Raw genomic sequence first — 22,519 nt, forward strand, 5'->3', positions numbered from 1 at the left:
ACATATTCGATGGTGCTGATAATGCTTATAACTTCATCGGCTGCACGTAGCCCGTCATTTCCAGGTAGGCGCGGCCCACCGGCTGGCCATCGCGCTCGACCGCCACGGCACCTTCCCAGTACACGGCGCCCGTCGAGCGGCGCGAATCGAGTTCCTGGTCGGGCTGCAATGGCTTGATCTGCCAGCGCGTGGACCCCGTACGGATTTCGGTGGCGACAGGGTATTCGGCCTGCGTGCGGGGCGAACGCCACAGCTGCGTGGGCGTGAAATCGACTTCATGGGGGGCGAACTGCGTCATCTTACCGGACGCATCGCGCCATGTCGCGTGCGCCCATAGTTTAGCACCTGTCTTGCTGCGGATCTGGAAGGCCATCAAGGCGCCGCCATCAGCGAGGTTGGCGCCTATCCAGTTCCAGCCACTGGCGTCCGCATCGAGCACCTGGCTGGACCACTCGTGATCGAGCCAGGTGGTGCCCGTCACCGCTTCCGCCTTGCCGCCCGCGCGTGCGATCGTGCCACGGGTAGCAAGCTGCGGCTCGCTGTAGTAGTAACTCGATTGCGCGGGCCGCGCGCCCTTGCGCGAGTAGCCGCCTTCGCCCTGCAGCAGCACGGGCTGCGTGGGGGCCAGGGTCAGCTGCAGTGTAAAGTCGCGCGCGACCAGGCTGACCTGGTAGCTGCCGTCGGCTTGCCGCTGCATGCGCCAGTCGTCGAGTTTCACATCCGTGTTGCCCACCTTGGCGTAGGCCAGGCCGAAACCTTCGCGCGCGCTTTTCTCGTCGTGCAGCAGCTTGCCCAGCTTGGGGTCAGACAGGGCCGCGTGGCCGATGATCAGCTGTTTCGCCGCAAACGCGCTGGGGTTGTCCGCATCGGCGGCCGTGGCGCTGCGAAAGAAGGTCACCTGGTAGCCCAGTTGTTCGCCGCCGCTGGTTTTGACCCACCCGGTGGCATACCACCATTCCGTCTTATACGCGGGATGGGCGCCGAAATCGTGCGGCAGGCGCAGGGTTTGACCTGTCGGCAGCGGCGTGACGGGGGCGAAAACGGGCGGCGCGGCGATGGCGGCGGCGCTGCAGAACAACAGCAGATAAGTTATACGGCGCATTACCAGTCCTCCCTGACGGCGCGGATGGGGCCTGCGGACAGCGCCTGGCGGCCCGCGATCAGGGCCGTGAGGGCGGCGGCTGTCAGCAGGGCGGCGGCCACCGTGGCGATCAAGGGCCACGGCAAGTGCAGTTGCATGGTCCAGTGAAATGACTGGGGATTGACGATGAAGACCAGCACAAAACTGATCAACAGGCCCAGAACAAAGCCGGTGGCGATGCCCAGCGCCGTCAGCGCGCCGCCTTCCAGCGCCAGGATGGACAAAATCTGCCCGCGCGTCACGCCCACGTGGCGCAGCATGCCGAATTCGCGCGCGCGCGCCAGGGTCTGCGCGGAAAACGTGGCGGCCACGCCGAACAGGCCGATGACGATGGCGATGGCTTCCAATAAATACGTGACGGCGAAGCTGCGGTCGAAGATTTGCAGGCTCAGGGCACGGATGGCCGACGGATTCGATACTTCCAGGCTGGCGCCAAACGGCAGGGCTTTCAGGCGCTGCTGCAGCTGCTCGCCCGTGGCATCCTTGGCCAGCCACAGGGCTGCATCGCTCACGTCATTGTCGCCCGTCAGGGCGCGGTAGTCGGCCAGCGGCATCTGGATGGCGCCGGAAGAGCGTGCATAGTCGCGCCAGATGCCGGCGATAAAAAACTGGTGCAAGCCGCCCGCCAGCGGCAGCTTGATGCTGTCGCCCGGCTTGTGGTTGTACAGGTCGGCCGCCGCCTCGGACAGCCACACGGCTTGCGCGCCATCTAGCACGGGCAGGGTGTCACCTACCAGCACCATGCTCTTGCCCGGATCGGCCAGGTTGACGGGGCGCGCCAGCAGCACCACATTCGGGCGGTCGGGCGCCAGCGACAGCAAGCGCACGCGTTGGAAATCCACTCGGGCCACGCCGGGCAGGGCGGTGATGGCCGCCTGTTCGCGCGGGTTCAGGCCCGCCGTTCCGCCGCTGGCGGCCGTGCGCACATACACATCGGCCGGCAAAATCTGCAGCAGCCAGTCATCGACGGAGACGCGGAAGCTCGACACCATGATGGCCATCGCCACCATCAGGCTAAAGCTCGACAGCACGCCGCCGAGCGCGATGCCGGCCTGGCCCGAGGCATTTGCCAGGCGGGCCAGCGTCAGGCTGCGCACGGGCGCGTGCGCGCTGGTTTCCGTGCGCAGCCATGTGCGCTGCAGAGAACGGAAGACCACGGCCGCCAGTTGCGGCATCAGGGCGATGGCGCCGATCAGCAGCAGGGCGATGGACAGATAGCCGAACAGGGGCAGTTCGAATACGGGTGGCAGCAAGGTCAGGGCGCCGGCCAGCAGCAGACAGGCCAGCGCGGGCCAGGTTTTCGCCAGGCGCGTCGTCACCACTTCTTCGCTGCCCGATTTCAGTGCGATGGCGGGGGCGGCGCGCGCCGCTTCCAGCGCGGGCGCGGCACAGCCCAGCAAGGCCACGCCCAGGCCGAGAGCAAAGTAGACGAAAGCGGCGACGGGCGTGAATTGCACCTGCGGCTGCACGCCCGCGAAATAGCCGGCGCCCAGATCGCCGCCAAAGAAGCGCAGGGCGACGGCCGCCACGGCATAGCCGCCGGCGATGCCCAGCGCGGCGCCGACGACGCCCAGGCTGGCGCCCTCCAGCAGCACCTGGCGCAGCAACTGACCCCGCTCCATGCCCAGCACGCGCAGCAGCGCGAACTGGCCGCGGCGGCGGATGACGGACAAGGCCTGCGTGGAAAACACCAGAAAGGCGCCCGTAAACAGGGCGACGAGGGCCAGCACCGTCAGGTTGACCCGGTAGGCGCGGCTGAGGTTATTGTTGCGGCTATTCTGGTTCTCGTCATTGGGCTGGCCTACCTGGAAACGCCCCGGGTACTGCGCTTCCAGCGCGCGCGCCAGCTCGGCCTGGAAAGCGTCGCGGTTGACGCCTTGGCGCAGCTTCAAGTCAATGCGCGACAGCTTGCCCAGCTTGTTGAAGCGCCACTGCGCCGCGCCGATATCCATGACGGCGATGCGCTGGCCCGCGCGCGCGCGCTGCAGCGAGCCGGCCACGCGCAGCGACACCGTGCCCGTGCCCGATTGCAGGGCAATCTTGTCGTCTTGCGCCACGTTCAGCCAGCGCAAGGCGGCCGGCGATAAAAAGAGGGCGTCGTCGGCCAGGGTGTCGAACGGCTGGCCTTCGGCGGGTGCGCCGATCAGGTCGGGCGAGATGAAGCCGGCGCGGAAGACGTCGAACGCCAGGATGTGCAGCGGGCCGCCGTCCGTCTTGCCGGCCACTGCGGCCTGCAGGTCCAGCACGGGCGAGGCCATGGCCACGCCGTCGCGCTGCGCCAGCCATGGGTAGATGGCTTCGTCGAACAACGCTTCGCGCCCGGCCACCTGCACGTCGGCCTGGCCGGACAGGCTTTTGACGGCCGTGGAAAATTCATTGAAGGCGGCCGCGTTGATCAAATGGATGGCAAAACCCAGCGACACGCCGATGGCGATGGCGAGGATGGCGACGAGGGCGCGCACGGGATGCGCGCGCCATTCGCCCAGCAGCAGCCAGCGCGACAGCAGGCGCGTCGATGCCGGGCTGGCCAGCGGCGCACTCAATTCAGACAGTCGACGGCCAGGCGTTCGCCGGCGCGCCGCGCTTTCAGTTGCGCCGCGTCGCGGTTCCTGTCGCCGGCGCCGACGGCGTCCTGCGCCGCCCATTTTTGCTCCAGGCGCAGCTGGGCGCAATGCTTGTCATGCGTTTCCTTCTGCTTGGCGGCCCGTTCGCGCGCCTGGTCTGCCAGATTTTCCTGCTTCTTGCGTGCCGCTTCCATCTGGCTGGCTACCCGTTCCTGGCGCGTGGCCGCGCCCTTGTCGACGGCAGGCGGGGGAGAGGGGATTTCCAGGATCTGCAACTGGCCGCCCGTGCATGGCGTGGCGCTGTAGCTGGTCTGGCCATCCTGCACGCATTTGTAGACGTCCTGCGCGCTGGCGGAGCCGGCCAGCAAGGCCATGGCGCAGAGCAGGAGGGACGGCGATTTCACAGGATTTTCCCCGGATTCATGATGTTTTGCGGGTCCAGCGCCTGTTTCACGGCGCGCATCAGCTGCAACTCCAGCGGCGACTTGTAGCGCGCCAGGTCGTTCTTTTTGAGGGCGCCGATACCGTGTTCGGCCGAAATCGAGCCTCCAAAGCCATGGACCTGGTCGTGCACGATGCGGTTGATGGCATCCTGGTTGGCGAGGAAGTCACGATCTGTCATGCCGGGCGGCGGCGCCACGTTGTAATGCAGGTTGCCGTCGCCCAGGTGACCGAAGCACACGAGCTGGCAGCCGGGGAAGGCCGTTTCCAGGGCCACGTCCGTGACGGCAATAAAATCGGCGATGCAGGAAATGGGTAGTGATATATCGTGCTTGATGTTCTTGCCCGCTTGCGCTTGCGCCAGCGGAATGTGCTCGCGCAGCTGCCACAGCCCTTCGGACTGCGCCACGGAACTGGCGACGACGGCGTCCTCGATCAACTCCTCTTCCAGCGCCGCGCCGATGCTCGCTTCCAGCAATTCCACGGCGTGCGCCTCGGACTGGCTGCTGGATAGCTCCAGCAACACGTACTGGCCATGGGCTTCGGCAAATGGCCGTGGCAGCTGGGGGAACTGCTCCGCCACCAGTTGCAAGCAATACTGCGACATCAATTCAAAACCCGTCAGGCTGGCGCCGCAATGGTCCTGCATCAGGGAGAGCAAACGCAAGGCGTGGGCGGGCGAGGGCATGGCGGCCAGCGCCGTGATGCAGGCTTTTGGCTGCGGATACAGCTTCATCACCGCGCCGGTAATGACCCCCAGGGTGCCCTCGGCACCGATGTAGAGGTCGCGCAAATCATAGCCGGTATTGTCCTTGCGCAAACCGCGCAAGCCGCTCCAGATCTCGCCTTGCGGCGTGACCACTTCCAGGCCCAGGCACAGCTCGCGCGTATTGCCGTAGCGCAGCACGGCCGTGCCGCCCGCATTCGTGGCCAGGTTGCCGCCGATGGTGCAACTGCCCTCGGCCGCCAGCGACAGGGGGAACAGGCAGCCGGAGGCGCTGGCCGCTTCCTGGATGGTTTGCAGGATGCAGCCCGCGTCCACCGTGATGGTGCGGTTGACGGGGTCGAGCGCGCGGATGCTGTTCAGGCGCGCCAGCGACAGCACGATGGCCGTGCCCGCGTCATCCGGGATGCTGCCCAACACCAGGCCCGTATTGCCCCCTTGCGGCACGACGGGAATCTGCCATTGCGCGCAGGCGCGCAGCACGCCTGCCACTTGTTCCACCGTGGCGGGGCGCAGCACGGCCAGTGCCTTGCCGGTGAACCTGTCGCGCCAGTCGGTGAGGAAGGGCGCCGTGTCGGCGTCGTTGGTGAGTACGTAGCTGTCGCCCAGCAGGTCGCGGCAGGCGGCGAGGAAATCGGTTTGGTCAGTCATTAGCGTGTCGCTCATTTCTTGATGCTCACTTTATTCACTTTTTCCAGCAGTTCCCTGGCCATGCGCTTGGCAGCCTTTTTATACGGGCGCAGATACAGCACGGCGCAGAAGAAGTAGACGCAGACGATGGCCGCCTCGCCCCAGGCCATCAGGGCCGAGACAGGATTCGTGTCGCTGTAGCCGCGCACCACGCCTTCCGTGAAGTACAGCAGGATCACCATCGACGACCATTGCAGGGTGTAGACGTCGCGCTTGATGACGCCGTACAGGGGAATGAGCAGGGGCGCCGCCTTCAGTACGACCCAGGAGCCGCCCGGCTGCAGCGGCGCGACGACGGTTTCCCACAGCAGGCACCAGACAATCAGCGTGACGAGACTGGCGATGGCGCCCCAGTGAAAATACTTGTGCAGTGCGCCGTGCATCATGCGCCTGCCAGTTTCGCGGCGTTTTCCGCCAGGCGCCGGCCCAGGGCGATGGCCAGGCGTTTTTCATCGTCGCTGAGCGCCTTGTCGCCATCGATGCCCGACCAGTGCGTGGCGCCATACGGCGAGCCGCCCGTGGTCGTCGTCATCAGTTCCGCATGCGTGTAGGGCAGGCCCATGACCAGCATGCCGTGGTGGAAGAGGGGGATCATCATCGACAGCAGGGTCGATTCCTGGCCGCCGTGCAGGCTGCCCGTGGACGTGAACACGCAGGCGGGCTTGCCGGACAGGCTGCCGGACAGCCAGTCGCTGGCCGTGCCATCCCAGAAGTACTTCATGGCGGCGGCCATGTTGCCGAAGCGCGTGGGCGAACCCAGGGCCAGGCCCGCGCATTCCTGCAAGTCTTCCAGTTCCACGTAGGGCGCGCCGTCAAGCGGGACTTCCGGCGCTGTTGCTTCGGTTATGGTGGAGACGGCGGGCACGGTACGCAGGCGCGCATCGCAGCCAGGCACGCTTTCCACTCCCTGGGCTATCAGCTCGGCCAACTGGCGCGTGGCGCCATGGCGTGAATAAAACAATACGAGAATAATCAGATTGGTTGGCTTCATCATTGGTATTATAGGGCGCTTTACAGCCTGATACGACTGCTGTCATGGCGCCGTTCTGATTTTGCACATGTTTTCAAAATATATACTGCCGTTCTTGCTATACCTGTGGCGCGCCCTGAGCATGGGGCTGGCCGTCGTGCGCGGCCTGACCTGGTCCGAAACGCGCGACCTGCTGCAGTTCGCGCGCCGCCGCGTGCGCGAGGAAAGCCTGCCGCAAGTGGCCGGCAGCCTCACATTCGCCACCGTGTTCGCGCTTGTGCCGCTGCTCACCCTGGCCCTGGCCATCTTTACCACTTTCCCCCTGTTTAATACCTTCCGCCACGCGCTGGAAGATTATTTCGTGCAAAGCGTGATGCCCAAGGGGATTTCGAACACCATCCTCGACTACCTGACCACGTTTGCCTCGAAAGCCACGCGCTTGTCGGCCATTGGCGCGGGCGCCCTGATCTTCACCTCGGTGGGCATGATGGGCTTGATCGAACGCGTCTTCAACCGCATCTGGCGCGTGCGCCAGGAGCGCCGCTGGACCAAGCGCCTGCTCGTGTACTGGGCCATCGTCACCCTGGGCCCGCTGCTGGTGGGCGTGTCGCTGACGGTGACCTCGCGCCTGTTCATGGCCACCAGCGGCGTGGTGGGGGCCGTGCCCTTCCTCGGCGCCGTGTTTTATACGCTGGTGTCGGTCGGCCTAACCATGCTGGCGTTTACCCTGCTGTACATCGCCGTGCCGAACCGCGACGTGGATTGGCGCGACGCGGCCTGGGGCGGCTTGCTGGCGGCGCTGGCGTTCGAGGTAGCCAAGCGGGGCTTCGGTGAATTCATCCAGGAATTTCCCACCTATTCGCGCATCTATGGCGCGCTGGCCGCCTTGCCGCTGTTTCTCGTATGGATTTACCTGAGCTGGATGATCACCCTGGTGGGCGCCTTGCTGGTGGCCGCCTTGCCTGTCGTGAAATACGAGCGCTGGTGGTACGAAGCGGCGCCGGGCAGCGAATTCGTCGATGCCGTCGCCATCTTGAAAGTGCTGCACCAGGCCTGCCACTGCGCTGATTCGGCCCTGGTGGGCGCGGCCGAGATCCGCCGCAGCACGCGCCTGGGTTTCGAAGAGATGGAAACCCTGCTCGACAAGATGGTGCAGCAGGGCTGGGTGGGAAGGGTCAATGTGGATGGCGCCGTGCGCGTGCAGTGGGGCAAGCGCGTGGCCGACAGTTCTGACCACTGGGTCTTGCTGGGCAATGTCAACCGCATCAGCCTAGCCGATGTCTACCGTTTATTCGTCTTCGGCGGCATGCGCGTGAACTCCGGCTATCCGGCAGGTTCCACCAACGAGCGCGACATCAAGGCGGCCGAAGACGCGGCCGCCCTGGCGGCGCAGGTGGAAAACGCCGTGGAGCAGGGACTGGGCCTGAGCCTGGCGCAGCATTTCGGGGCCGTCAAATGCAACTGAGCGCCCCTTACTCTTAGTACACTACGGGCCGCAGGGCCGCCTGCAGCGCCACCTTGCTGAACGCCTCAGCATCCTGCGCGCGCACCACGCCCAGGTAATACGTGTCTTCGCCGCCGTTCATGTTCACCAGGTGCAGCTGATGCGGCGCCAAATGGGCGGCGATGGCGGCCAGGCCATCGTCCAAGGCGTCGCCGTCTTCGCGTTCCGCCCAGCGGAAGTCCCGCAGCGCGGGCAGTTCGATATGCAGGTGGATGTGCGGTACTTCATCGACCGATTTCCAGTCCAGGGTGGCGCCGTGGCCCAGCACATCGGCGGCGGTGCACCAGAGCAGGAAGAAGCACGCCGCTGCTGGCGTATCGCCTTCGTATTCTTCTTCCTGGTCATCCTCCGCCAGCTCTTCCAGCGTGATGTCCACGCAGCGCGCGGCCAGTTCCGCATCGCCCAGCAAGAGCAGGGTTGCCATGGCGTGCAGTTGTTCGCGGTCGGCCCGCGCCAGGATCTGCGCCGGCGTAAAGCTGTTGCGTGGCACCGCTTTCTTCTTGCCCAGTCCCATGGTCTCGCTCAATTGGGCCGTGATGGCCGCCTTGAAGTTGTCCACGGTGTCGAGCTGCTCCAGCAACCGGCCCGTGAAATCCATGGTCCAGGCCATGCCATCCTTGACGACATATAAAAAGTCGCTTTGCACGGCCACGCCGCGCAAATGGTGGGCGGGCGGATACAGGGGCGTAAACGCCTGCTTGCCATCCAGGGTCAGCATGCAGGCCCGGCCTTGCGCATCGATGGCGAAAATCAGGTTCTTGCGCAGCCTGGGCGGCGACGACGTTGTGGCGGAATCGATGGTTTCGTACTGGCATGGCGCCAGCAGTTCGCCCTGCTTATTCGCCAGGCCAAACAGGAAGCGGTCATCAATGCGCTGGCTGACGATGGCGATTTTCTTTTTCGCGCCGAAATCCTGCACGGAGCTGTAGGCAGTCGGCAGCACTACCTTGCCCGTGGCGTCGATCACGCCGCAGACATTGCGCTCGTCATCGTGCGTCTGACGCTGGATATCGATATAGCCATCGTCGCGCTGGCGGAAGTAGTACACGCTTTCGAACAGCAGCGTGCCATCGGGCAGGCGCAGCAAACGGCTGGCGCCGTCGCGATCGATTTGCTGTACCAGGTGGGGGCTGATCACATTCAGGGCGCCAGGTGCGGGCGGCAGTACCATCGTGCCGTTCAGGTCCAGCACGCCGTGCGCATCGGGGGCCTCCGCCGTGGCAAAGGTGATCCAGCTATCGTGCGCGTGGTAAACGCCCAGTGTCGTTACGTTCAGCGACAGCGGCACGATCCAGCGCCCATACGGCGTGACCAGGCCCAGGATGTCGGGTTGCCCCAGCGCAGCGACCTCGTAGCACAGCGCGTCTTCCAGCCACTTGCGCACTTCCAGTCCTTGCAGGAAGGGCAGGTCTTCCCCTTCAAGCTCCTCGACATCGGCAAGTTGCGCATCGGCCGTGGCCGACCAGTAGCCGGTGGCGGGCGAAGTGGCGCCGGCGGCCAGCAGGGACGCCAGCGCTTCCCGGTCGCCACGCAGCAGGGCAGAGTGCAAGGCTTGCGCTTCCGCGCGCTGGGCATCGAGCGCGGCCGCGTATTCCGGCGTGTCGATATCGTACGGGATCAGCTGCACGCTATCGAGGATGATCCATGGCTGGCCGCCGGCCAGCAGGGCGCTGATGGCGCTGCGTGCGCTGATGGACGCTGCGTCGCGCGGCCTGTCCATCAGGGCGGACAGGGCTTGCCAGCTGGCTTGCGCCTGGACCATTGGCGCGGCCAGCACGCAGAGGCAGTCTTCGCCATCGTCATAGATGGGCCAGGCGACGGCTTGCGCGTCGGCGCCGATGAGCAGCTTGAACAGCATGGGTGTGTCCAGCCGCCATTCTGCCAGGCCCGTGATGGCGTCGGTGTCGAAGCCGGCTTGGCCGGGCAGGAAGGCCGTGCTGAACAGGGCTGCGGTATTGATCATTGATATTTATCTAAAAGTGAACGGGGTACTCAGGGCGACGGCGGCATGACCCAGTGGGCCAGTGCGCTGCGCTCAAGGCCCAGCTGCTTTGCCGCGGCGGCCGCTTCGAAGGCCCACAGGCCGTAGTAGCCGCCCAGGCCCTGCGCGCGCAAATGGCCGTTGAACCAGTCTTCGCGCACCAGCGCGCGATGCCAGCTGGCCAGGTAGTGCCGCAGGTGCTCCAGCTGCTGCGCGGGATCGTCCTCGTCCAGGCAGTCGTACAGGGCGGAATAGGGCTCGGCAAAATACCATTCGTCGACGGCGGGACGCTGCGGATCGACGGCAGACAGCAGCATTTCATACACCACATTTTCGCCATCGAAGGCCGTTTGCAGGGCGGCCAGGCGGGCAGCGAGGTCGTGGCGGCCGAACAGCAAGGTCGCGCCCAGCAACTGCAAGGCGCGCGCGTAATCCGTCAATTGTTCGAAATCAAAGGCGGGCAAGGCATCGTCATCGTAGGCGGCGGCCAGCTCCTCGCGCGCCGTTTCGCAGGCGGCGACGGCCGCTTCCAGCGCAGGCTCCACCTCGGGCAAGGGCAGGCCGGCCGTATAGCGCAGCGAGAAGACCTGGTAAGCCACGCTGGCGGCCGCGCAATCCCAGTAGGCGCTATCGCCACCCTCGTCTTGCGCCCGCGCCTGTGCCCGCACATAGGCCGCCAGCAGGGCGTCCAGGTAGGCCAGGTTGCGGGCGAAATCGAATGGGGTGCCGAGCGGCATGGGCGGCGCCTGGCGCGGCGTGCAGGGCCAGGGTGCGGACGAAGTCGGACAGGTGGCGGCGCAATCGCGCTGGATGGTCCAATCAGCGAAGATTTGCTGCATATACTGCGCCGTCTCGTCATCGTGGACGATGGCGCCGACGCCCACCATGGTCGTGCCCAGCAGGGTGTAGCCAGGGAAGCGGCTGCTCTCGTAGGCGATGGTAGTCACGCTCTGGATGGCCCTGCCGTCGCTCAGGTCGCGCACGCGGAAGTACACGTCGTCCCAGCCAGCCTGCGGTGGCGCGGGCGGTTCATTCGGCAGGGTGGCCCAGCTGCCGTCCGTCTGCTCTTCGTAGGCTTCGAGCAGCTCGTCGAGGCCACCGGGGCGGTCGATGCGGTTGTTGGCGTCGTATTGCAAGCCCAGTTCGGCCGCGAAGGCTGCCGCGTGGCGGCCTTCGAAGACCAGGTACTGGGAGCTTGTGGTGCCGACCAGCAGATCCGTGTGCTGGCCCGCCACGACGAGCGCCTGCGGCAGCCGGCACCATTGGTAGTACGGAATGCCGGCCATGGAGCCGCCTTCGGCCGCCTGCGGGTTGGTGAAGCGCAGCTGTTGCAGCCATTTATAACACTCGTAGCGCTCATCTTCCGTGCCGCTGCTGCGGCCAGTCAATTCATCGAGCAGGGTATTCAACAACATCATCTATCTATCCTAAAAAGTGTGTGTGGCATGGCGTCATGCCGGCGTGCTTTGCGCAAACGCAAACAGCGCGTCGAGCACGGCGTCGGGCTGCTCGGCCATCAATTCGTGCCCGCTGTCGAGCTGCACCATCGTGCCATGCGCGATGGTGGACGTCAGCAGCCTGGTCGATTTGGGCGGCGTCATCATGTCGCGCGCGCCGAAAATGAATAAAGTGGGGCAGTGTACCGAAGCGGAGGCAATTTCACCGTTCGTGTAGGCATTGCAGGCGAAAAAATCCGTATGAAACACGTGATCGGGATTGAGGGCGGCGATGCGCTGTTTCAAGCGCCGCGCGCCGCCCATGGCATAGAAGCCCGGGCCAGGAAACGAGGGCTTTTGCGCGATTGACGAGTGCGACCAGATATTGACCATGTCGATGGCCGCCTGTTCATCGTTGAGCGAGGTTTCCAGCAGCGCTGGCGAGACCTTCATCGGGTAGGTGGACCCCAGCATGGCCAGGTGGCTGACCCTGTCCGGCGCCAGGTACGCCGCTTCCAGCGCGATCAATGAACCCATGCTGTGGCCGATCAGCATGGCCTTGGCCGCACCAGCTGCGTCCAGCACGGCCAGTATCCAGCGCGCCAGCTCTTCGACGCTGGCTTTCGCCGCGCCCAGGCTGCGCCCGTGGCCCGGCAAGTCGACGGCCAGCACGTTCCAGCCGTGGTGGGCGAAATAGCGCGTTTGCAGGGCCCACACGCAATGGTCGTTCTGCGCGCCGTGGATGAAGACGGCCGTGGGCTGATCCGGCTTGTATGGTTTGCCGCCCGTGTAGCAGTAGGCCGTGGTGTTCTCGATGGTGAATAACATGTCAGGCGCCTTTCTGCGACAGTTTCAGACCACGGGCCAGGTCTTCGATCAAATCGTCCGCGTCTTCCAGGCCCACCGATAAACGCATGGTGCCCTGCGTGATGCCCGCCTGCGCCAGTTGCTCGTCGGGCACGCGGAAATGCGTGGTGGAGGCGGGGTGGATGACGAGCGACTTGGCGTCGCCCACGTTGGCCAGGTGCGAGAAGATCTTGAGGCTGTCGACAAAGCGCTGGCCTGCCGCGCGGTCGCCACGCAGGCGGAAGGTGAACACGCCACCCGCGCCTTTCGGCAGCAGGGTTTTCGCCAGTGCGTAGTCGGGGTGCGACGGCAGTTCGGGATAGGACACGGCATCCACGGCCGGATTGGCCAGCAGGAAGTCGATCACCTTGCGCGTGTTGGCCACGTGGCGGTCCATGCGCAAGCCCAAAGTTTCGATGCCCTGCAGGATGGCGAAGGCATTGTGCGGGCTCATGACGGCACCGAAATCGCGCAAGCCTTCGCGTCGTGCGCGCAGGGCGAACGGCGCCACCGTCGACTCCTCGGCGAAGACCATGCCGTGAAAGCCGTCATACGGTTCGCACAGTTCGGCAAAACGGCCCGTCTTGTCGTACGCCGTTTGCCAGTCGAAGGTGCCGCCATCGACCAGCAAGCCGCCGATGGCCGTACCGTGCCCGCATAAAAACTTGGTGGCCGAGTGGAACACCAGGTCGGCGCCGTGCTCGAAGGGGCGCAGCAAATACGGTGTGGTAAAGGTCGAGTCGAGCATCAGCGGCAACTGGTGTTCGTGCGCCAGGGCGGCAATCGTCGGGATGTCCAGCACGTCGAGGCCGGGATTGCCCAGGGTTTCGGCAAACAGTACTTTCGTATTTGGGCGGATGGCGGCGCGCCAGGCGTCCACGTCGCGCGGGTCGACAAACGTGGTGTCGATGCCGAAGCGTTTTAATGTGTAGGCCAGCAGGTTGTGCGAGCCGCCGTACAGGGCGCGCGAGGCGACGATGTGCGAGCCGGCGCCGGCGATGGTAGATAAACCAAGGTGCATGGCGGCCTGGCCGCTGGCCGTGGCGATGCCGGCCACGCCACCTTCCAGCGCGGCGATGCGCTCTTCCAGCACGGCGTTGGTGGGATTCGAGATGCGTGTATATACGTGGCCGGCCCGTTCCATGTTGAACAGCGAGGCCGCATGCTCCGAACTCTTGAAGGCAAACGAGGACGTGAAATGGATGGGCGTGGCGCGCGCGCCCGTAGCCGGGTCGGGCGCCGCGCCCGCATGCAGGGATAAAGTATCGAAACCGGGGTATTTCGGGCCGCTCATGGTGTCTCCGCCAAGTTTTATAGTGGCAAGATCGTAACCTGATTTGCCTCTGAGTAAAAGGGCGCGCGTGCAGGGCGCATGGCGCCGTGCTGGCGGGCGGCGCGTGTCACTTGACGTCGAAAAAAGTGACCGGCTCCGCGTGGCGGTGGTACGATGCCGTGTCAGTGATATTCGGGCTGTTCGACCTTCGCGCGTGCGCCGCACCGCCAGGAAGCAGCTGCAAACGAACGAAATCCTGGGCTTCAGGCGCACTCTCATGTATGTCCACCAGGAAAAATTCTATGCCCGCAATATCGTTCGACGGCGCCCTTGCGGTGCCCGGACCATCTATCGTCGACGGCCTGTGCCGTGCAGGCTGGCTCATGCAGGAGCATTTCATTGCTCCTGAACTCAGCCGCCAGCTGGCCGCCGAATGCGTGCAATCCATGCTCAGCGGCAAGATGAAAGGCGCCGGCGTGGGCAGCGGCCATGCGCCCCTGCTGCAGCCCGATATCCGCGGCGACCATATTGCATGGCTGGAAGCGGGCCGTTCAAAGGCCTGCGACCGCTATCTGGAACACATGGAAGCATTGCGCCAGGTACTCAACCGTGAGCTGTTCCTGGGCCTGGACGAGTACGAAAGCCATTTCGCACTGTACGCGCCGGGCGCCTTTTACCGGGCCCATCTGGACCGTTTCCGCGACGACGACAAGCGCACCGTGTCCGTCGTGCTGTACCTGAACGACGACTGGCTGCCCGAACACGGCGGCGCGCTGCGTTTGCACCCCGATGGCGGCCCCAGCGTGGATATCGCGCCCGAAGCAGGGCGCATGGCCATGTTCCTGTCGGGCGATATGCTGCACGAAGTGCTGCCGACGGCGCGCGAGCGTCTATCCATCGCCGGCTGGTTCCGCCGCCGAGCATGAGAAAAACTACTGCGCGTCGCGGGGCACGGCCGGCGATGCTCGCGGTACTCGCGTACCGCTGCGCTTCTCGGCCGCGCCGCGCATCCGCTCGTTACGTTTTTCTTGCCCGACAATCCCCCTCGATTTGATTGCGCGCAAGGCTGGATTTTTCCGCAGGCATAGGCTACAGTCGCAGTAAGGGCTAGAATAACTAAAATACCAATCACGCGGACAGGACGGCCAATATGAAAGTATCTGAAATTCTCCAAGTCAAGGGCAATATCCTCTACACGGTCACGCCTGACCAGCCCTTGCTTGACGCGGCCAATACCATGGCCGAAAAAGACATCGGTTCGCTGGTGGTAATGGAATTTGGCGACTTGGTCGGCATGCTGACCTTCCGCGAAGTGCTCAACGCGCTGCATGAAAACGCGGGTCAGATCGGCGGCGGCACCGTGCGCAAGCACATGGATGACCACCCGATCACGGTTACGCCGGATACGGAAGTCAACGAAGTGCGCCGCATCATGCTGGAAAAACATGCGCGCTACCTGCCCGTCATGAACGCCAAGACCTTGTTGGGCGTCATCTCCTTCTACGACGTGGCACGCGCCGTGCTCGAAGCGCAAAGCTTTGAAAACCAGATGCTCAAGGCGTATATCCGCGACTGGCCGGCTGAAACCACTGACTAAGTGATCGTAATGCAGTAATAACAACGCCGGCACTGCCGGCGTTTTGCATTGCAGAAGCGAGTGGCGCCGCCTACGCCGCCCCCTGCAGCGCCTCGTTGTTCAGCCAGGTGCCCAGCGCCGTGGCCGTCATGGGGCGGGCAAACAAAAAGCCCTGCGCCATCGGGCAGCCCAGCGCCTGCAGTATCTGCGCCTGGCGCTCGTCTTCCACCCCTTCGGCGATCACGGCCAGGCCCAGGTTGCGGCCCAGCTGGATGACCATTTCGGCGATGCTGCTGCCGCGCGCGGAGCCCGTGATCTCGGTGACGAAGGCACGGTCGATTTTCAGGCGGTCGACCTGCAGGCGCTGCAGGTACGATAGCGAGGAGAAGCCCGTGCCGAAGTCGTCGATGGCGATGCTGACGCCCGTCTGCTTGATCTGCCACAACATCTTGATCAGCATGTCCGGTTCTTCCATGGCCATCGATTCCGTGATTTCCAGTTCGATGAACTCGGGCGGCGCCTGCGTCTCTTCCAGCGCCGCGCGCAGCATTTCCAAAAACAGGGGGTGGCGGAACTGTACTTGCGACACGTTGACGGACATGACGAAGTTGCGGTGGCCCTGCTCGCGCAGCAGCACCAGTTCGCGGCAAGCCGTGCGCAGCACCCATTCACCCAGGTCGATGATGATGCCCGAATATTCGGCAATCGGGATGAAGCGGTCGGGCGAGATGAACTTGCCATCCGGCGTCTGCCAGCGCAGCAGCGCTTCGGCGCCCACGGGGCGGCGCGTGGTCAGGTCGATCTGCGGCTGGTAGACGACAAACAGCTGGTCCTGGCTGAAGGCCGTGCGCAGCGCGTGCATCATGCGCACCCGTTCGCGGATTTCAATGCCCATGCTGCGCGAGAAATAGAAGTGTCCGGCGCGCTGCTGGCTTTTCGCCCGTTTCAAGGCGATATCGGCATCCTTCAGTGCATCGGCGCCCGTGCCCGCATGTTCGCCCAGCCGCACCAGGCCCAGGGTGGCGGACAGTTGCACATCCTGGCCATCGATGCTGAAGGGCGGCTGGAACAGGGCCAGGATGTTGGCCGGATTGACTTGCGACGAGTCGCCCAGCACGCAAAAGATGTCGCCGCCCAGGCGCGCCACCGTCAGCTGCGCCCCCAGCTGGGTTTGCAGGCGGCCCGCCACGGCGACCAGCAGGGTGTCGCCGAACTGGTGCCCCAGCGCGTCGTTGGTCTCGGCAAAGTGGTCGAGGTCGACCAGCGCCAGGGTGGCGTCGTCGCGCGCGGGGCCGGCCAGGGCGGCATCGAGGATTTCCACCAGGCGCGTGCGGTTGGGCAGCTTCGACAACTGGTCGTAGAAGGCGGCATTGTGCAGGTGCGATACCAGCTCGACGTTGTCCAGGCCCACGGCGACGTTGCTGCAAAACACTTCCAACAGGCTTTCATCGATGGCGGTGAGGGGGCGCGGCAGGACCAGGTAGGCGGCCGCGTCGCGGCTGGCCTTGCCCGCAAAGTACAGGGTGGCGTAGTCGTGCGCGTACACATTGCGCCGCTGCGCCAGCGTGTGCTCGATGGCCGCCATCACGCGGGGGTTTTGCAGGCCGCACAGGGCGCTGTGCGGCAGGCTGGAAAAGCTGCCCGTGCAGGCCGAGACGAGCAGCTCCCTGGCGCCGCTGTCCTGCAAGTCCTGCGCGCACAGCACGCCGTCGGCGCGGATGCCCAGCAGGTCGGCGATTTGCGCCAGCACGCCGGCCGAGAAATTCTGCACACCATGCAGCGCCATCAGCTGCGTGCTGGCGTGGACGATCCGGTCCAGGCCACGCCGGCTGTTGCTGATCGAACGTATCTGCTCGTACGAACGGATGGCTGCCGTCACCGTGGTAAACAGCTTGATGCGCGTCAGTTCGGACTTGGTCTTGTAATCGTTGATGTCGAAATCGCGGATGGCGTCGATTTCCGGCGCATAGCCTGGCTGGCCCGTGCGCAGGATGATGCGCACATCCGTCATCTTCAAGGTTTCGCGGATGTAGCGCACCAGATGCAGGCCCGCGTCGTCCTGTTCCATCACTACGTCGAGCAGGATGACGGCGATGTCGTTTTCATGCTTGAGCAGTTCGCGCGCCTGGCCGGCCGAATACGCATGCACGAATTCCAGCGGGCGGTGCTGCATTTCCAGGTTGCCTAGGGCGAAAGTGGTGGTGGAGTGGACGTCTTCATCGTCGTCGATGATCATCACCCGCCAGACGCTGCGCGGTGCGACGGCCAGCGGCGCCGCTGGTTGCTCATCGAGGAATACCAGGTCGTCGTGATCGTCCTTGTTGGCGTCAAGGGGGATGATCGGTGCGGGCATGTATAGCTTCTCCAGGATGACTCGGAACGAGATGTGAGCACATCAGAAATGTCCATGGCGTTGTTGCAGCGCCTCGCCGTACTCGCGTACTGTCTTCGGCGCCGCGCCTAGCCCTGGCCATTTCTGATGCACTCAGGGCGCATCGAAAATGCAGCACTCAGGTGCACATTTTCTAATGGCCCATCATCCAAGTATATAGCTATTTAATAAGCAAAATGTTTTTTTAAGTCTATTCTGCGGAGCAATATTTCTTGTATTGCATGATTGCAACTCATATTTGGTATTTTTGTGTGAAAAAATACGCGGGATTTTAAAATGGCGAGACGGGTGGGGCAATATCGGGCCTTGCTGCGGCATTAGCGGCATGGCATGCCCCGCAGGCTGGTAGAATTGAGTTTTCCAGTCTTTCACACTTCCTACTATGTCCGGCAATTCTTTTGGCAAACTGTTTACTGTTACCACTTTCGGCGAATCGCATGGCCCGGCCATCGGCTGCGTGATCGATGGCTGTCCGCCGGGATTGGTCCTGTCGGAAGCCGATATCCAGCCCGAGCTGGACCGCCGCAAGCCGGGCACTTCGCGCCATGTGACGCAGCGCCAGGAATCGGACACGGTGGAAATTCTCTCCGGCGTGTATCAGGGCGTGACGACGGGTACGCCCATCGCGCTGCTGATCCGCAATGAAGACCAGCGCAGCAAGGATTACGGCAATATCGCGGAAAGCTTCCGCCCCGGCCATGCCGACTACACCTACTGGCATAAATACGGCGTGCGCGACCCGCGCGGCGGCGGACGTTCCTCGGCGCGCCTGACGGCGCCCGTGGTGGGTGCGGCGGCCATCGCCAAGAAGTGGCTGCAGCAGCAGTACGGCACCACCTTCAAGGGCTGCATGAGCCAGCTGGGTGACATTGCCGTGCCATTCCAGTCCTGGGAGCACGTGCATGCGAACCCGTTCTTTGCCGCCAGCGGCGACGCGGACCTGATCGCGCGCATGGAAGAGGCCATGGATCAATTGCGCCGCGACGGCGATTCCATCGGCGCGCGCATCGACGTGATTGCGCAAAACGTGCCGGTGGGACTGGGCCAGCCCATCTACGACAAGCTGGACGCCGACATCGCTTACGCCATGATGGGCATCAATGCCGTCAAGGGCGTGGAAATCGGCGCCGGCTTCGACTCCGTGGCGCAAAAGGGGTCTGAACACGGCGACGAACTGACGCCGGAAGGCTTTATCGGCAATAACGCCGGTGGCGTGCTCGGTGGCATCTCGACGGGGCAGGATATCAGTGTCTCGATCGCCATCAAGCCGACTTCGTCGATCCGCACGCCGCGTCGCTCGATCGATAAAGAGGGCAATCCCGTGATGGTGGAAACCTTCGGCCGCCACGACCCTTGCGTGGGCATCCGCGCCACGCCGATCGCCGAAGCCATGCTGGCGCTGGTGCTGATCGACCACGCCCTGATGCACCGCGCGCAATGCGGCGATGTGTCGGTATCGACGCCGAAGTTGAAGTAAGTTTTAGCTCCCGGCGGAAGAGCTGGGGTCAGACCGGGCGGGTCTGACCCCAGATTTTGCTTTTGTGGTCAAAGCTGGCAGCATCACGCCACCTTGTTCGCCACCAATTCCAATTGATGCCGCATCTCCACCGACTGCACCAGTAACGCGCGGATATCGTTGATCAGGTTGAATTCCGTCTGGTTTAATTGAATCGGCGGGAAGCTGTCGTCCCAGTCGCCGTACAAGAATCCCGTGGGGTGGCCGTTGGCCGACAGCGGCAGCACGACGAAGCTGCGCGCTTCCGACAGGGTGGCTTTCCACCATTGCGGCAGCTTGGCGGCAAATTTCGGGTCGCGCGCATTGTCGATGAAGATTACGCGGTCGCTATTGAGGGCCGCGTGGAACACGTTCGGCTCATATGCATCGCCAAACACCATCAGGTCTTGCAGGTCGGCCATGCCTTCGCCCATGCTGATGCGCGCCGAGTACAAATGATCCTTGTGGTTGCGCACGAACGCCACCGAGCGCGAAAAATCAAAGCCCTGGTGCAGCGTTTCGAGCGCCATCGAGACCATCTGGCCCGGGTTGGCGCTGCCGATGGCGCCGCGCAGGTCGGCCAGGCCGCTGATCAGGACGCGATTGCCCTCGGCGCGCATGCGCGTCGAGGCCAGTTGGCGCGCGCGCCGTTCGGCCGGTTTTGACAGTGGCGCGATCGACAGGTCGGCCGCCGCCATCGCCTTGGCCTTGTCTACCGCCACCACCAGGTCGGTGGCCGTGATGCCCAGGGTGCCCGCATAGTCGTCGATCAGCGCGTGCACCTGCGCCGTGCCAGCCGCATCGTCATGCCACAGCGAGTCGGCGCAGCGCGCCGCCATGGTCGACAGGCCCGCCATCCAGTCGGCGCCGCTGACGGGCGCGTTGTCGGGCGATGGGTCCATCGGACGCATGCCGTTGATCAGGTGCTGCGGCAAGCCCCAGTGGGCGGCCGTGGCATAGCCCACTTCCGGCAGCGACAGGCCGAGGATTTCGCGCGCGGCGGCCGCCTCGTTGCCCGGCCCCGCGTGCGCCTGCATGCGCGCCCAGAAGTCCGTCATGTAGAACGTCACCATCATGCGGCCCAGTGTATGCAGCATGGAGCAGACGACGGCTTGCTCGGCTTGCAGGCTGCCGGCGCTGGTGGCCACCTGCTGCGCCACCATCCCGGCCAGCACGGCCTTTTCCATTTCCACGTGGGCGCTGACGGAGTCGGGCGATGCCTGCGACAGCTCCTCGATCAGTTTCAGTCCCAGCGCAAGATGGCCGATGGCGTCGATGCCCAGCACCAGCACGGCCTTCGAGACCGTGTTGACCCTCTGGCCGAAGGCCGAGTACATGCCGCTGTTGGCCAGTCTCAGTACCTTGTGCGTGAGGACAGGGTCAGACAGCACCGTTTGCGTGATGTCGAATTCGTGGTCATCCTCGCCGCGCATGGCGCCCAGGATGGCGCTGATGGCTTTCGCGAAGCCGGGCATGTCGCCCTGCTGGCGCGTGCGCGCCCACAGCAGGTCCAGGGTGTTTTTGCCGAGCTGTGTCGGCACCGTGAAATGACCTGGATTCATTGCACCCCTCCGCGCTGTTCATTGGCAGACGGCGTGGGCACCAGCGCCGCATAGGTTTTTTCGCTCAAGGCCGATAGCGCGGCATGGGCCGGCATCGGCTTGCCCGTCAAATAGCCTTGCACATACTGGCAACCGCGCGACTCCATGAAGTGCATCTGCTCCTCCGTTTCCACGCCTTCGGCTACCACGGACAAATTCAAGTGCTTGGCCAGGTCGAGAATGGTGTTGCAGATGGCCGCATCCTTGCTCGATTCGGGCAAGTCCTTGATGAAGGTGCGGTCGATCTTCAGTACGGAAATGGGGAAGCGCTTCAGATACGCCAGCGAGGAATAGCCGGTGCCGAAATCGTCGATGGCAATGCGCGCGCGGCGCTCCGTCATCTTGACGAGGATGGTTTCCGCATGCACGGGGTCGATCATCAGGGTGCCTTCCGTAATTTCCAGCACCAGGTGTTCGCCGGAGAGTCCCGAAAACGCGATGGCGTCATCGAGCACGTCGAGGAATTTGTCGTTGCGGAATTGGCGCGGGCTGATGTTGACGGAGATGTACAGCGGCCGCTTGGCCACTTCCTGGAACTGCTTGAGCTGCACGCAGGCCGCCTTCAGCGCCCAGGCGCCCAGCAGGTTGATCAGGCCATTGGCTTCGGCGATCGGGATGAAGCGCACGGGCGGCACCAGGCCCAGGGTCGGGTGCTTCCAGCGCATCAGGGTTTCGAAACCCTGGATTTGCCGCGTGTGCGCATCGACGATGGGCTGGTAGAACAGCAGGAATTCGCCTTCGCGCACGGCGTGGAACATGGCCGCTTCCAGCGAGATGTCGTGTTCCGACGGGCCATTCAGGCGCGGGCTGTAGACCAGGCAGCGGGCCTTGCCCGTTTCCTTGGCGCGCGACATGGCCGCATCGGCTAGCGCCACCAGGCGCACTTCATCTTCTGCGTGCTGCGGATAGATCGATACACCCACGGACGCCCCCACGTAGATCGTGTGGCCATCGACTTCGAACGGCGCCTGCAGGGTGGCCAGCAGGCGGCCCGTTACCAGCTTGATTTGTGCATCGGTGGCGCTGCCGGGCAGCACGGCGACGAATTCATCGCCGCCCACGCGCGCCAGGGTGTCGCTGTCGCGCAAGGTCTTGCGCAGGCGCGCGGCGGCCAGACGCAGCACGGCGTCGCCGACGGGGTGGCCCAGGCCATCGTTGACCTTTTTAAAACCATCGAGGCCGATGGTGGCCACGGAAAAGCCCTGGCCCGAACGCGCCGCCTGGGCGATGACCATGCGGATGCGGTCCGACAGCAGCAGGCGGTTCGGCAGCCCGGTCAGCGCATCGTGCGTCGCCATGTGGCGCAAGCGCTCTTCCGTGTTGTGCTGAGCCGAGGTGTCGCGCCCGACCACCAGTAATTCGGCGATGCCGTCCCCGTTCATATAAGAAGACAGGCGCAGCTCGAACCAGATTTCCTGGTCTGGCGTTTGCAGGCGCACTTCCAGGCGGCCCGGTTCTTCCAGGGAATCTTCCAGCGCCGCCTGCAGCGCCGCGCGCGACGCTTCGGCCGCCAGCGGCAGCAGCAAGTGGCCGGCCAGGCCCGATGGCGCGCCGAACAGGGTAGCTGCGCGCTTGCTGGCGAACAGGATCAGACCGTCCGTATTGAGCCGGAACACGACGTCGCCTGCCTCTTCCATGAGGTTGTCCAACTCGTGGCGTGCCTCGCGGTGGGCGGCGGATGGGGTACTGGAAAACATCGTGCTGGCTTTAACCTTTTTATTATCAGTGCCGGCGCTCGCTGCAGGGCAGGGCGCCAACGGAAAGAGTGCATCGTGTGGTACGCGCGCCATAGCGGGCCGGAGGGCAACTATCGGAACGCGATCCACACGAAATGTATCATTGAAAAGCATTCGATTACATGAAATAGAGCAACATTGCTTCAGGT

Annotated in this window: 17 protein-coding genes; 4 read left to right on the forward strand and 13 right to left on the reverse strand. The window is 64.2% G+C overall.

Annotated features, from left to right (window positions below; all coding sequences use genetic code 11):
* Positions 1-25 precede the first annotated feature (25 nt).
* Genes ACQ4W0_RS18820 through wrbA form a run of 6 tightly spaced genes read right to left on the reverse strand, consistent with a single transcriptional unit; the run spans position 26 to position 6,551 of the window.
* The gene (locus tag ACQ4W0_RS18820) at positions 26-1,102 is read right to left on the reverse strand and encodes a lipocalin-like domain-containing protein (RefSeq protein WP_436578127.1); all 1,077 of its coding nucleotides are present in this window, start codon (positions 1,100-1,102) and stop codon (positions 26-28) included.
* Positions 1,102-3,693, reverse strand: a complete 2,592-nt coding sequence (locus tag ACQ4W0_RS18825) for an FtsX-like permease family protein (RefSeq protein ID WP_436578391.1) — start codon at positions 3,691-3,693, stop codon at positions 1,102-1,104. The genes ACQ4W0_RS18820 and ACQ4W0_RS18825 overlap by 1 nt, the downstream gene beginning before the upstream one ends.
* On the reverse strand, positions 3,681-4,109 hold the full coding sequence (locus ACQ4W0_RS18830) for a DUF4124 domain-containing protein (RefSeq protein WP_436578128.1): 429 nt from the start codon (positions 4,107-4,109) through the stop codon (positions 3,681-3,683). Before ACQ4W0_RS18830 ends, ACQ4W0_RS18825 begins: the two co-directional genes overlap by 13 nt.
* Entirely contained in the window at positions 4,106-5,521 is a 1,416-nt protein-coding gene (locus ACQ4W0_RS18835) for an FAD-binding oxidoreductase (RefSeq protein ID WP_436578129.1), read from the reverse strand. The genes ACQ4W0_RS18830 and ACQ4W0_RS18835 overlap by 4 nt, the downstream gene beginning before the upstream one ends.
* Positions 5,522-5,532: 11 nt before the next feature.
* Positions 5,533-5,943: a DUF2069 domain-containing protein gene (locus ACQ4W0_RS18840; RefSeq protein ID WP_436578392.1), complete on the reverse strand. Its 411-nt coding sequence runs from the start codon at positions 5,941-5,943 to the stop codon at positions 5,533-5,535.
* Positions 5,943-6,551: an NAD(P)H:quinone oxidoreductase gene (gene wrbA / locus ACQ4W0_RS18845; RefSeq protein WP_436578393.1), complete on the reverse strand. Its 609-nt coding sequence runs from the start codon at positions 6,549-6,551 to the stop codon at positions 5,943-5,945. The genes ACQ4W0_RS18840 and wrbA overlap by 1 nt, the downstream gene beginning before the upstream one ends.
* 67 nt (positions 6,552-6,618) lie before the next feature.
* Here wrbA and ACQ4W0_RS18850 point away from each other — a divergent pair, with 67 nt between their 5' ends.
* Positions 6,619-7,995 carry a YihY family inner membrane protein gene (locus ACQ4W0_RS18850; protein ID WP_436578130.1) on the forward strand — a complete coding sequence of 459 codons (1,377 nt, stop codon included), beginning with the start codon at positions 6,619-6,621 and terminating at the stop codon, positions 7,993-7,995.
* A gap of 13 nt (positions 7,996-8,008) precedes the next feature.
* Here ACQ4W0_RS18850 and ACQ4W0_RS18855 read toward each other — a convergent pair whose 3' ends face one another.
* Genes ACQ4W0_RS18855 through ACQ4W0_RS18870 form a run of 4 tightly spaced genes read right to left on the reverse strand, consistent with a single transcriptional unit; the run spans position 8,009 to position 13,591 of the window.
* Positions 8,009-9,997, reverse strand: coding sequence for a DUF6630 family protein (locus ACQ4W0_RS18855; protein ID WP_436578131.1), 1,989 nt, complete (start codon positions 9,995-9,997; stop codon positions 8,009-8,011).
* Between the two features lie 29 nt (positions 9,998-10,026).
* A complete protein-coding gene (locus ACQ4W0_RS18860; protein WP_436578132.1) occupies positions 10,027-11,433 on the reverse strand; it encodes a PoNe immunity protein domain-containing protein in 1,407 nt (468 codons plus the stop codon).
* Positions 11,434-11,466: 33 nt separating this feature from the next.
* Positions 11,467-12,279, reverse strand: coding sequence for an alpha/beta fold hydrolase (locus ACQ4W0_RS18865; RefSeq protein ID WP_436578133.1), 813 nt, complete (start codon positions 12,277-12,279; stop codon positions 11,467-11,469).
* Between the two features lies 1 nt (position 12,280).
* The gene (locus ACQ4W0_RS18870) at positions 12,281-13,591 is read right to left on the reverse strand and encodes an O-acetylhomoserine aminocarboxypropyltransferase (RefSeq protein ID WP_436578134.1); all 1,311 of its coding nucleotides are present in this window, start codon (positions 13,589-13,591) and stop codon (positions 12,281-12,283) included.
* A gap of 281 nt (positions 13,592-13,872) precedes the next feature.
* On the opposite strand from ACQ4W0_RS18870, the gene ACQ4W0_RS18875 reads away from it, so the two are divergent.
* Positions 13,873-14,496: a 2OG-Fe(II) oxygenase gene (locus tag ACQ4W0_RS18875; RefSeq protein WP_436578135.1), complete on the forward strand. Its 624-nt coding sequence runs from the start codon at positions 13,873-13,875 to the stop codon at positions 14,494-14,496.
* Between the two features lie 224 nt (positions 14,497-14,720).
* On the forward strand, positions 14,721-15,167 hold the full coding sequence (locus tag ACQ4W0_RS18880) for a CBS domain-containing protein (protein WP_010398828.1): 447 nt from the start codon (positions 14,721-14,723) through the stop codon (positions 15,165-15,167).
* Positions 15,168-15,237: 70 nt separating this feature from the next.
* Here the strand turns inward: ACQ4W0_RS18880 and ACQ4W0_RS18885 are convergent, their stop codons facing one another.
* The gene (locus ACQ4W0_RS18885) at positions 15,238-17,499 is read right to left on the reverse strand and encodes a GGDEF/EAL domain-containing response regulator (protein WP_436578136.1); all 2,262 of its coding nucleotides are present in this window, start codon (positions 17,497-17,499) and stop codon (positions 15,238-15,240) included.
* A 421-nt stretch (positions 17,500-17,920) separates the two neighbouring features.
* Between ACQ4W0_RS18885 and aroC the strand changes: the two genes are divergently transcribed.
* Complete coding sequence (gene aroC, locus ACQ4W0_RS18890; RefSeq protein WP_436578137.1) at positions 17,921-19,015, forward strand: chorismate synthase; 1,095 nt, start codon at positions 17,921-17,923, stop codon at positions 19,013-19,015.
* A gap of 83 nt (positions 19,016-19,098) precedes the next feature.
* On the opposite strand, the gene ACQ4W0_RS18895 is transcribed toward aroC, so the two are convergent.
* Both ACQ4W0_RS18895 and ACQ4W0_RS18900 read right to left on the reverse strand, forming a co-directional pair.
* Positions 19,099-20,595: an HDOD domain-containing protein gene (locus ACQ4W0_RS18895; RefSeq protein WP_436578138.1), complete on the reverse strand. Its 1,497-nt coding sequence runs from the start codon at positions 20,593-20,595 to the stop codon at positions 19,099-19,101.
* Positions 20,592-22,331, reverse strand: coding sequence for a putative bifunctional diguanylate cyclase/phosphodiesterase (locus tag ACQ4W0_RS18900; protein ID WP_436578139.1), 1,740 nt, complete (start codon positions 22,329-22,331; stop codon positions 20,592-20,594). Before ACQ4W0_RS18900 ends, ACQ4W0_RS18895 begins: the two co-directional genes overlap by 4 nt.
* Positions 22,332-22,519 lie beyond the last annotated feature (188 nt).

This window comes from Janthinobacterium breve (assembly GCF_051380895.1).
Lineage (GTDB): Bacteria > Pseudomonadota > Gammaproteobacteria > Burkholderiales > Burkholderiaceae_D > Janthinobacterium.

Bases quoted from the DNA above. Each gene is read 5' to 3' on its own strand.
- ACQ4W0_RS18820 (WP_436578127.1), bottom strand. From the start codon at position 1,102: ATGCGCCGTATAACTTATCTGCTGTTGTTCTGCAGCGCCGCCGCCATC.
- ACQ4W0_RS18835 (WP_436578129.1), bottom strand. From the start codon at position 5,521: ATGACTGACCAAACCGATTTCCTCGCCGCCTGCCGCGACCTGCTGGGC.
- ACQ4W0_RS18840 (WP_436578392.1), bottom strand. From the start codon at position 5,943: ATGCACGGCGCACTGCACAAGTATTTTCACTGGGGCGCCATCGCCAGT.
- wrbA (WP_436578393.1), bottom strand. From the start codon at position 6,551: ATGAAGCCAACCAATCTGATTATTCTCGTATTGTTTTATTCACGCCAT.
- ACQ4W0_RS18850 (WP_436578130.1), top strand. From the start codon at position 6,619: ATGTTTTCAAAATATATACTGCCGTTCTTGCTATACCTGTGGCGCGCC.
- ACQ4W0_RS18855 (WP_436578131.1), bottom strand. From the start codon at position 9,997: ATGATCAATACCGCAGCCCTGTTCAGCACGGCCTTCCTGCCCGGCCAA.
- ACQ4W0_RS18860 (WP_436578132.1), bottom strand. From the start codon at position 11,433: ATGATGTTGTTGAATACCCTGCTCGATGAATTGACTGGCCGCAGCAGC.
- ACQ4W0_RS18865 (WP_436578133.1), bottom strand. From the start codon at position 12,279: ATGTTATTCACCATCGAGAACACCACGGCCTACTGCTACACGGGCGGC.
- ACQ4W0_RS18870 (WP_436578134.1), bottom strand. From the start codon at position 13,591: ATGAGCGGCCCGAAATACCCCGGTTTCGATACTTTATCCCTGCATGCG.
- ACQ4W0_RS18875 (WP_436578135.1), top strand. From the start codon at position 13,873: ATGCCCGCAATATCGTTCGACGGCGCCCTTGCGGTGCCCGGACCATCT.
- ACQ4W0_RS18880 (WP_010398828.1), top strand. From the start codon at position 14,721: ATGAAAGTATCTGAAATTCTCCAAGTCAAGGGCAATATCCTCTACACG.
- ACQ4W0_RS18885 (WP_436578136.1), bottom strand. From the start codon at position 17,499: ATGCCCGCACCGATCATCCCCCTTGACGCCAACAAGGACGATCACGAC.
- aroC (WP_436578137.1), top strand. From the start codon at position 17,921: ATGTCCGGCAATTCTTTTGGCAAACTGTTTACTGTTACCACTTTCGGC.
- ACQ4W0_RS18895 (WP_436578138.1), bottom strand. From the start codon at position 20,595: ATGAATCCAGGTCATTTCACGGTGCCGACACAGCTCGGCAAAAACACC.
- ACQ4W0_RS18900 (WP_436578139.1), bottom strand. From the start codon at position 22,331: ATGTTTTCCAGTACCCCATCCGCCGCCCACCGCGAGGCACGCCACGAG.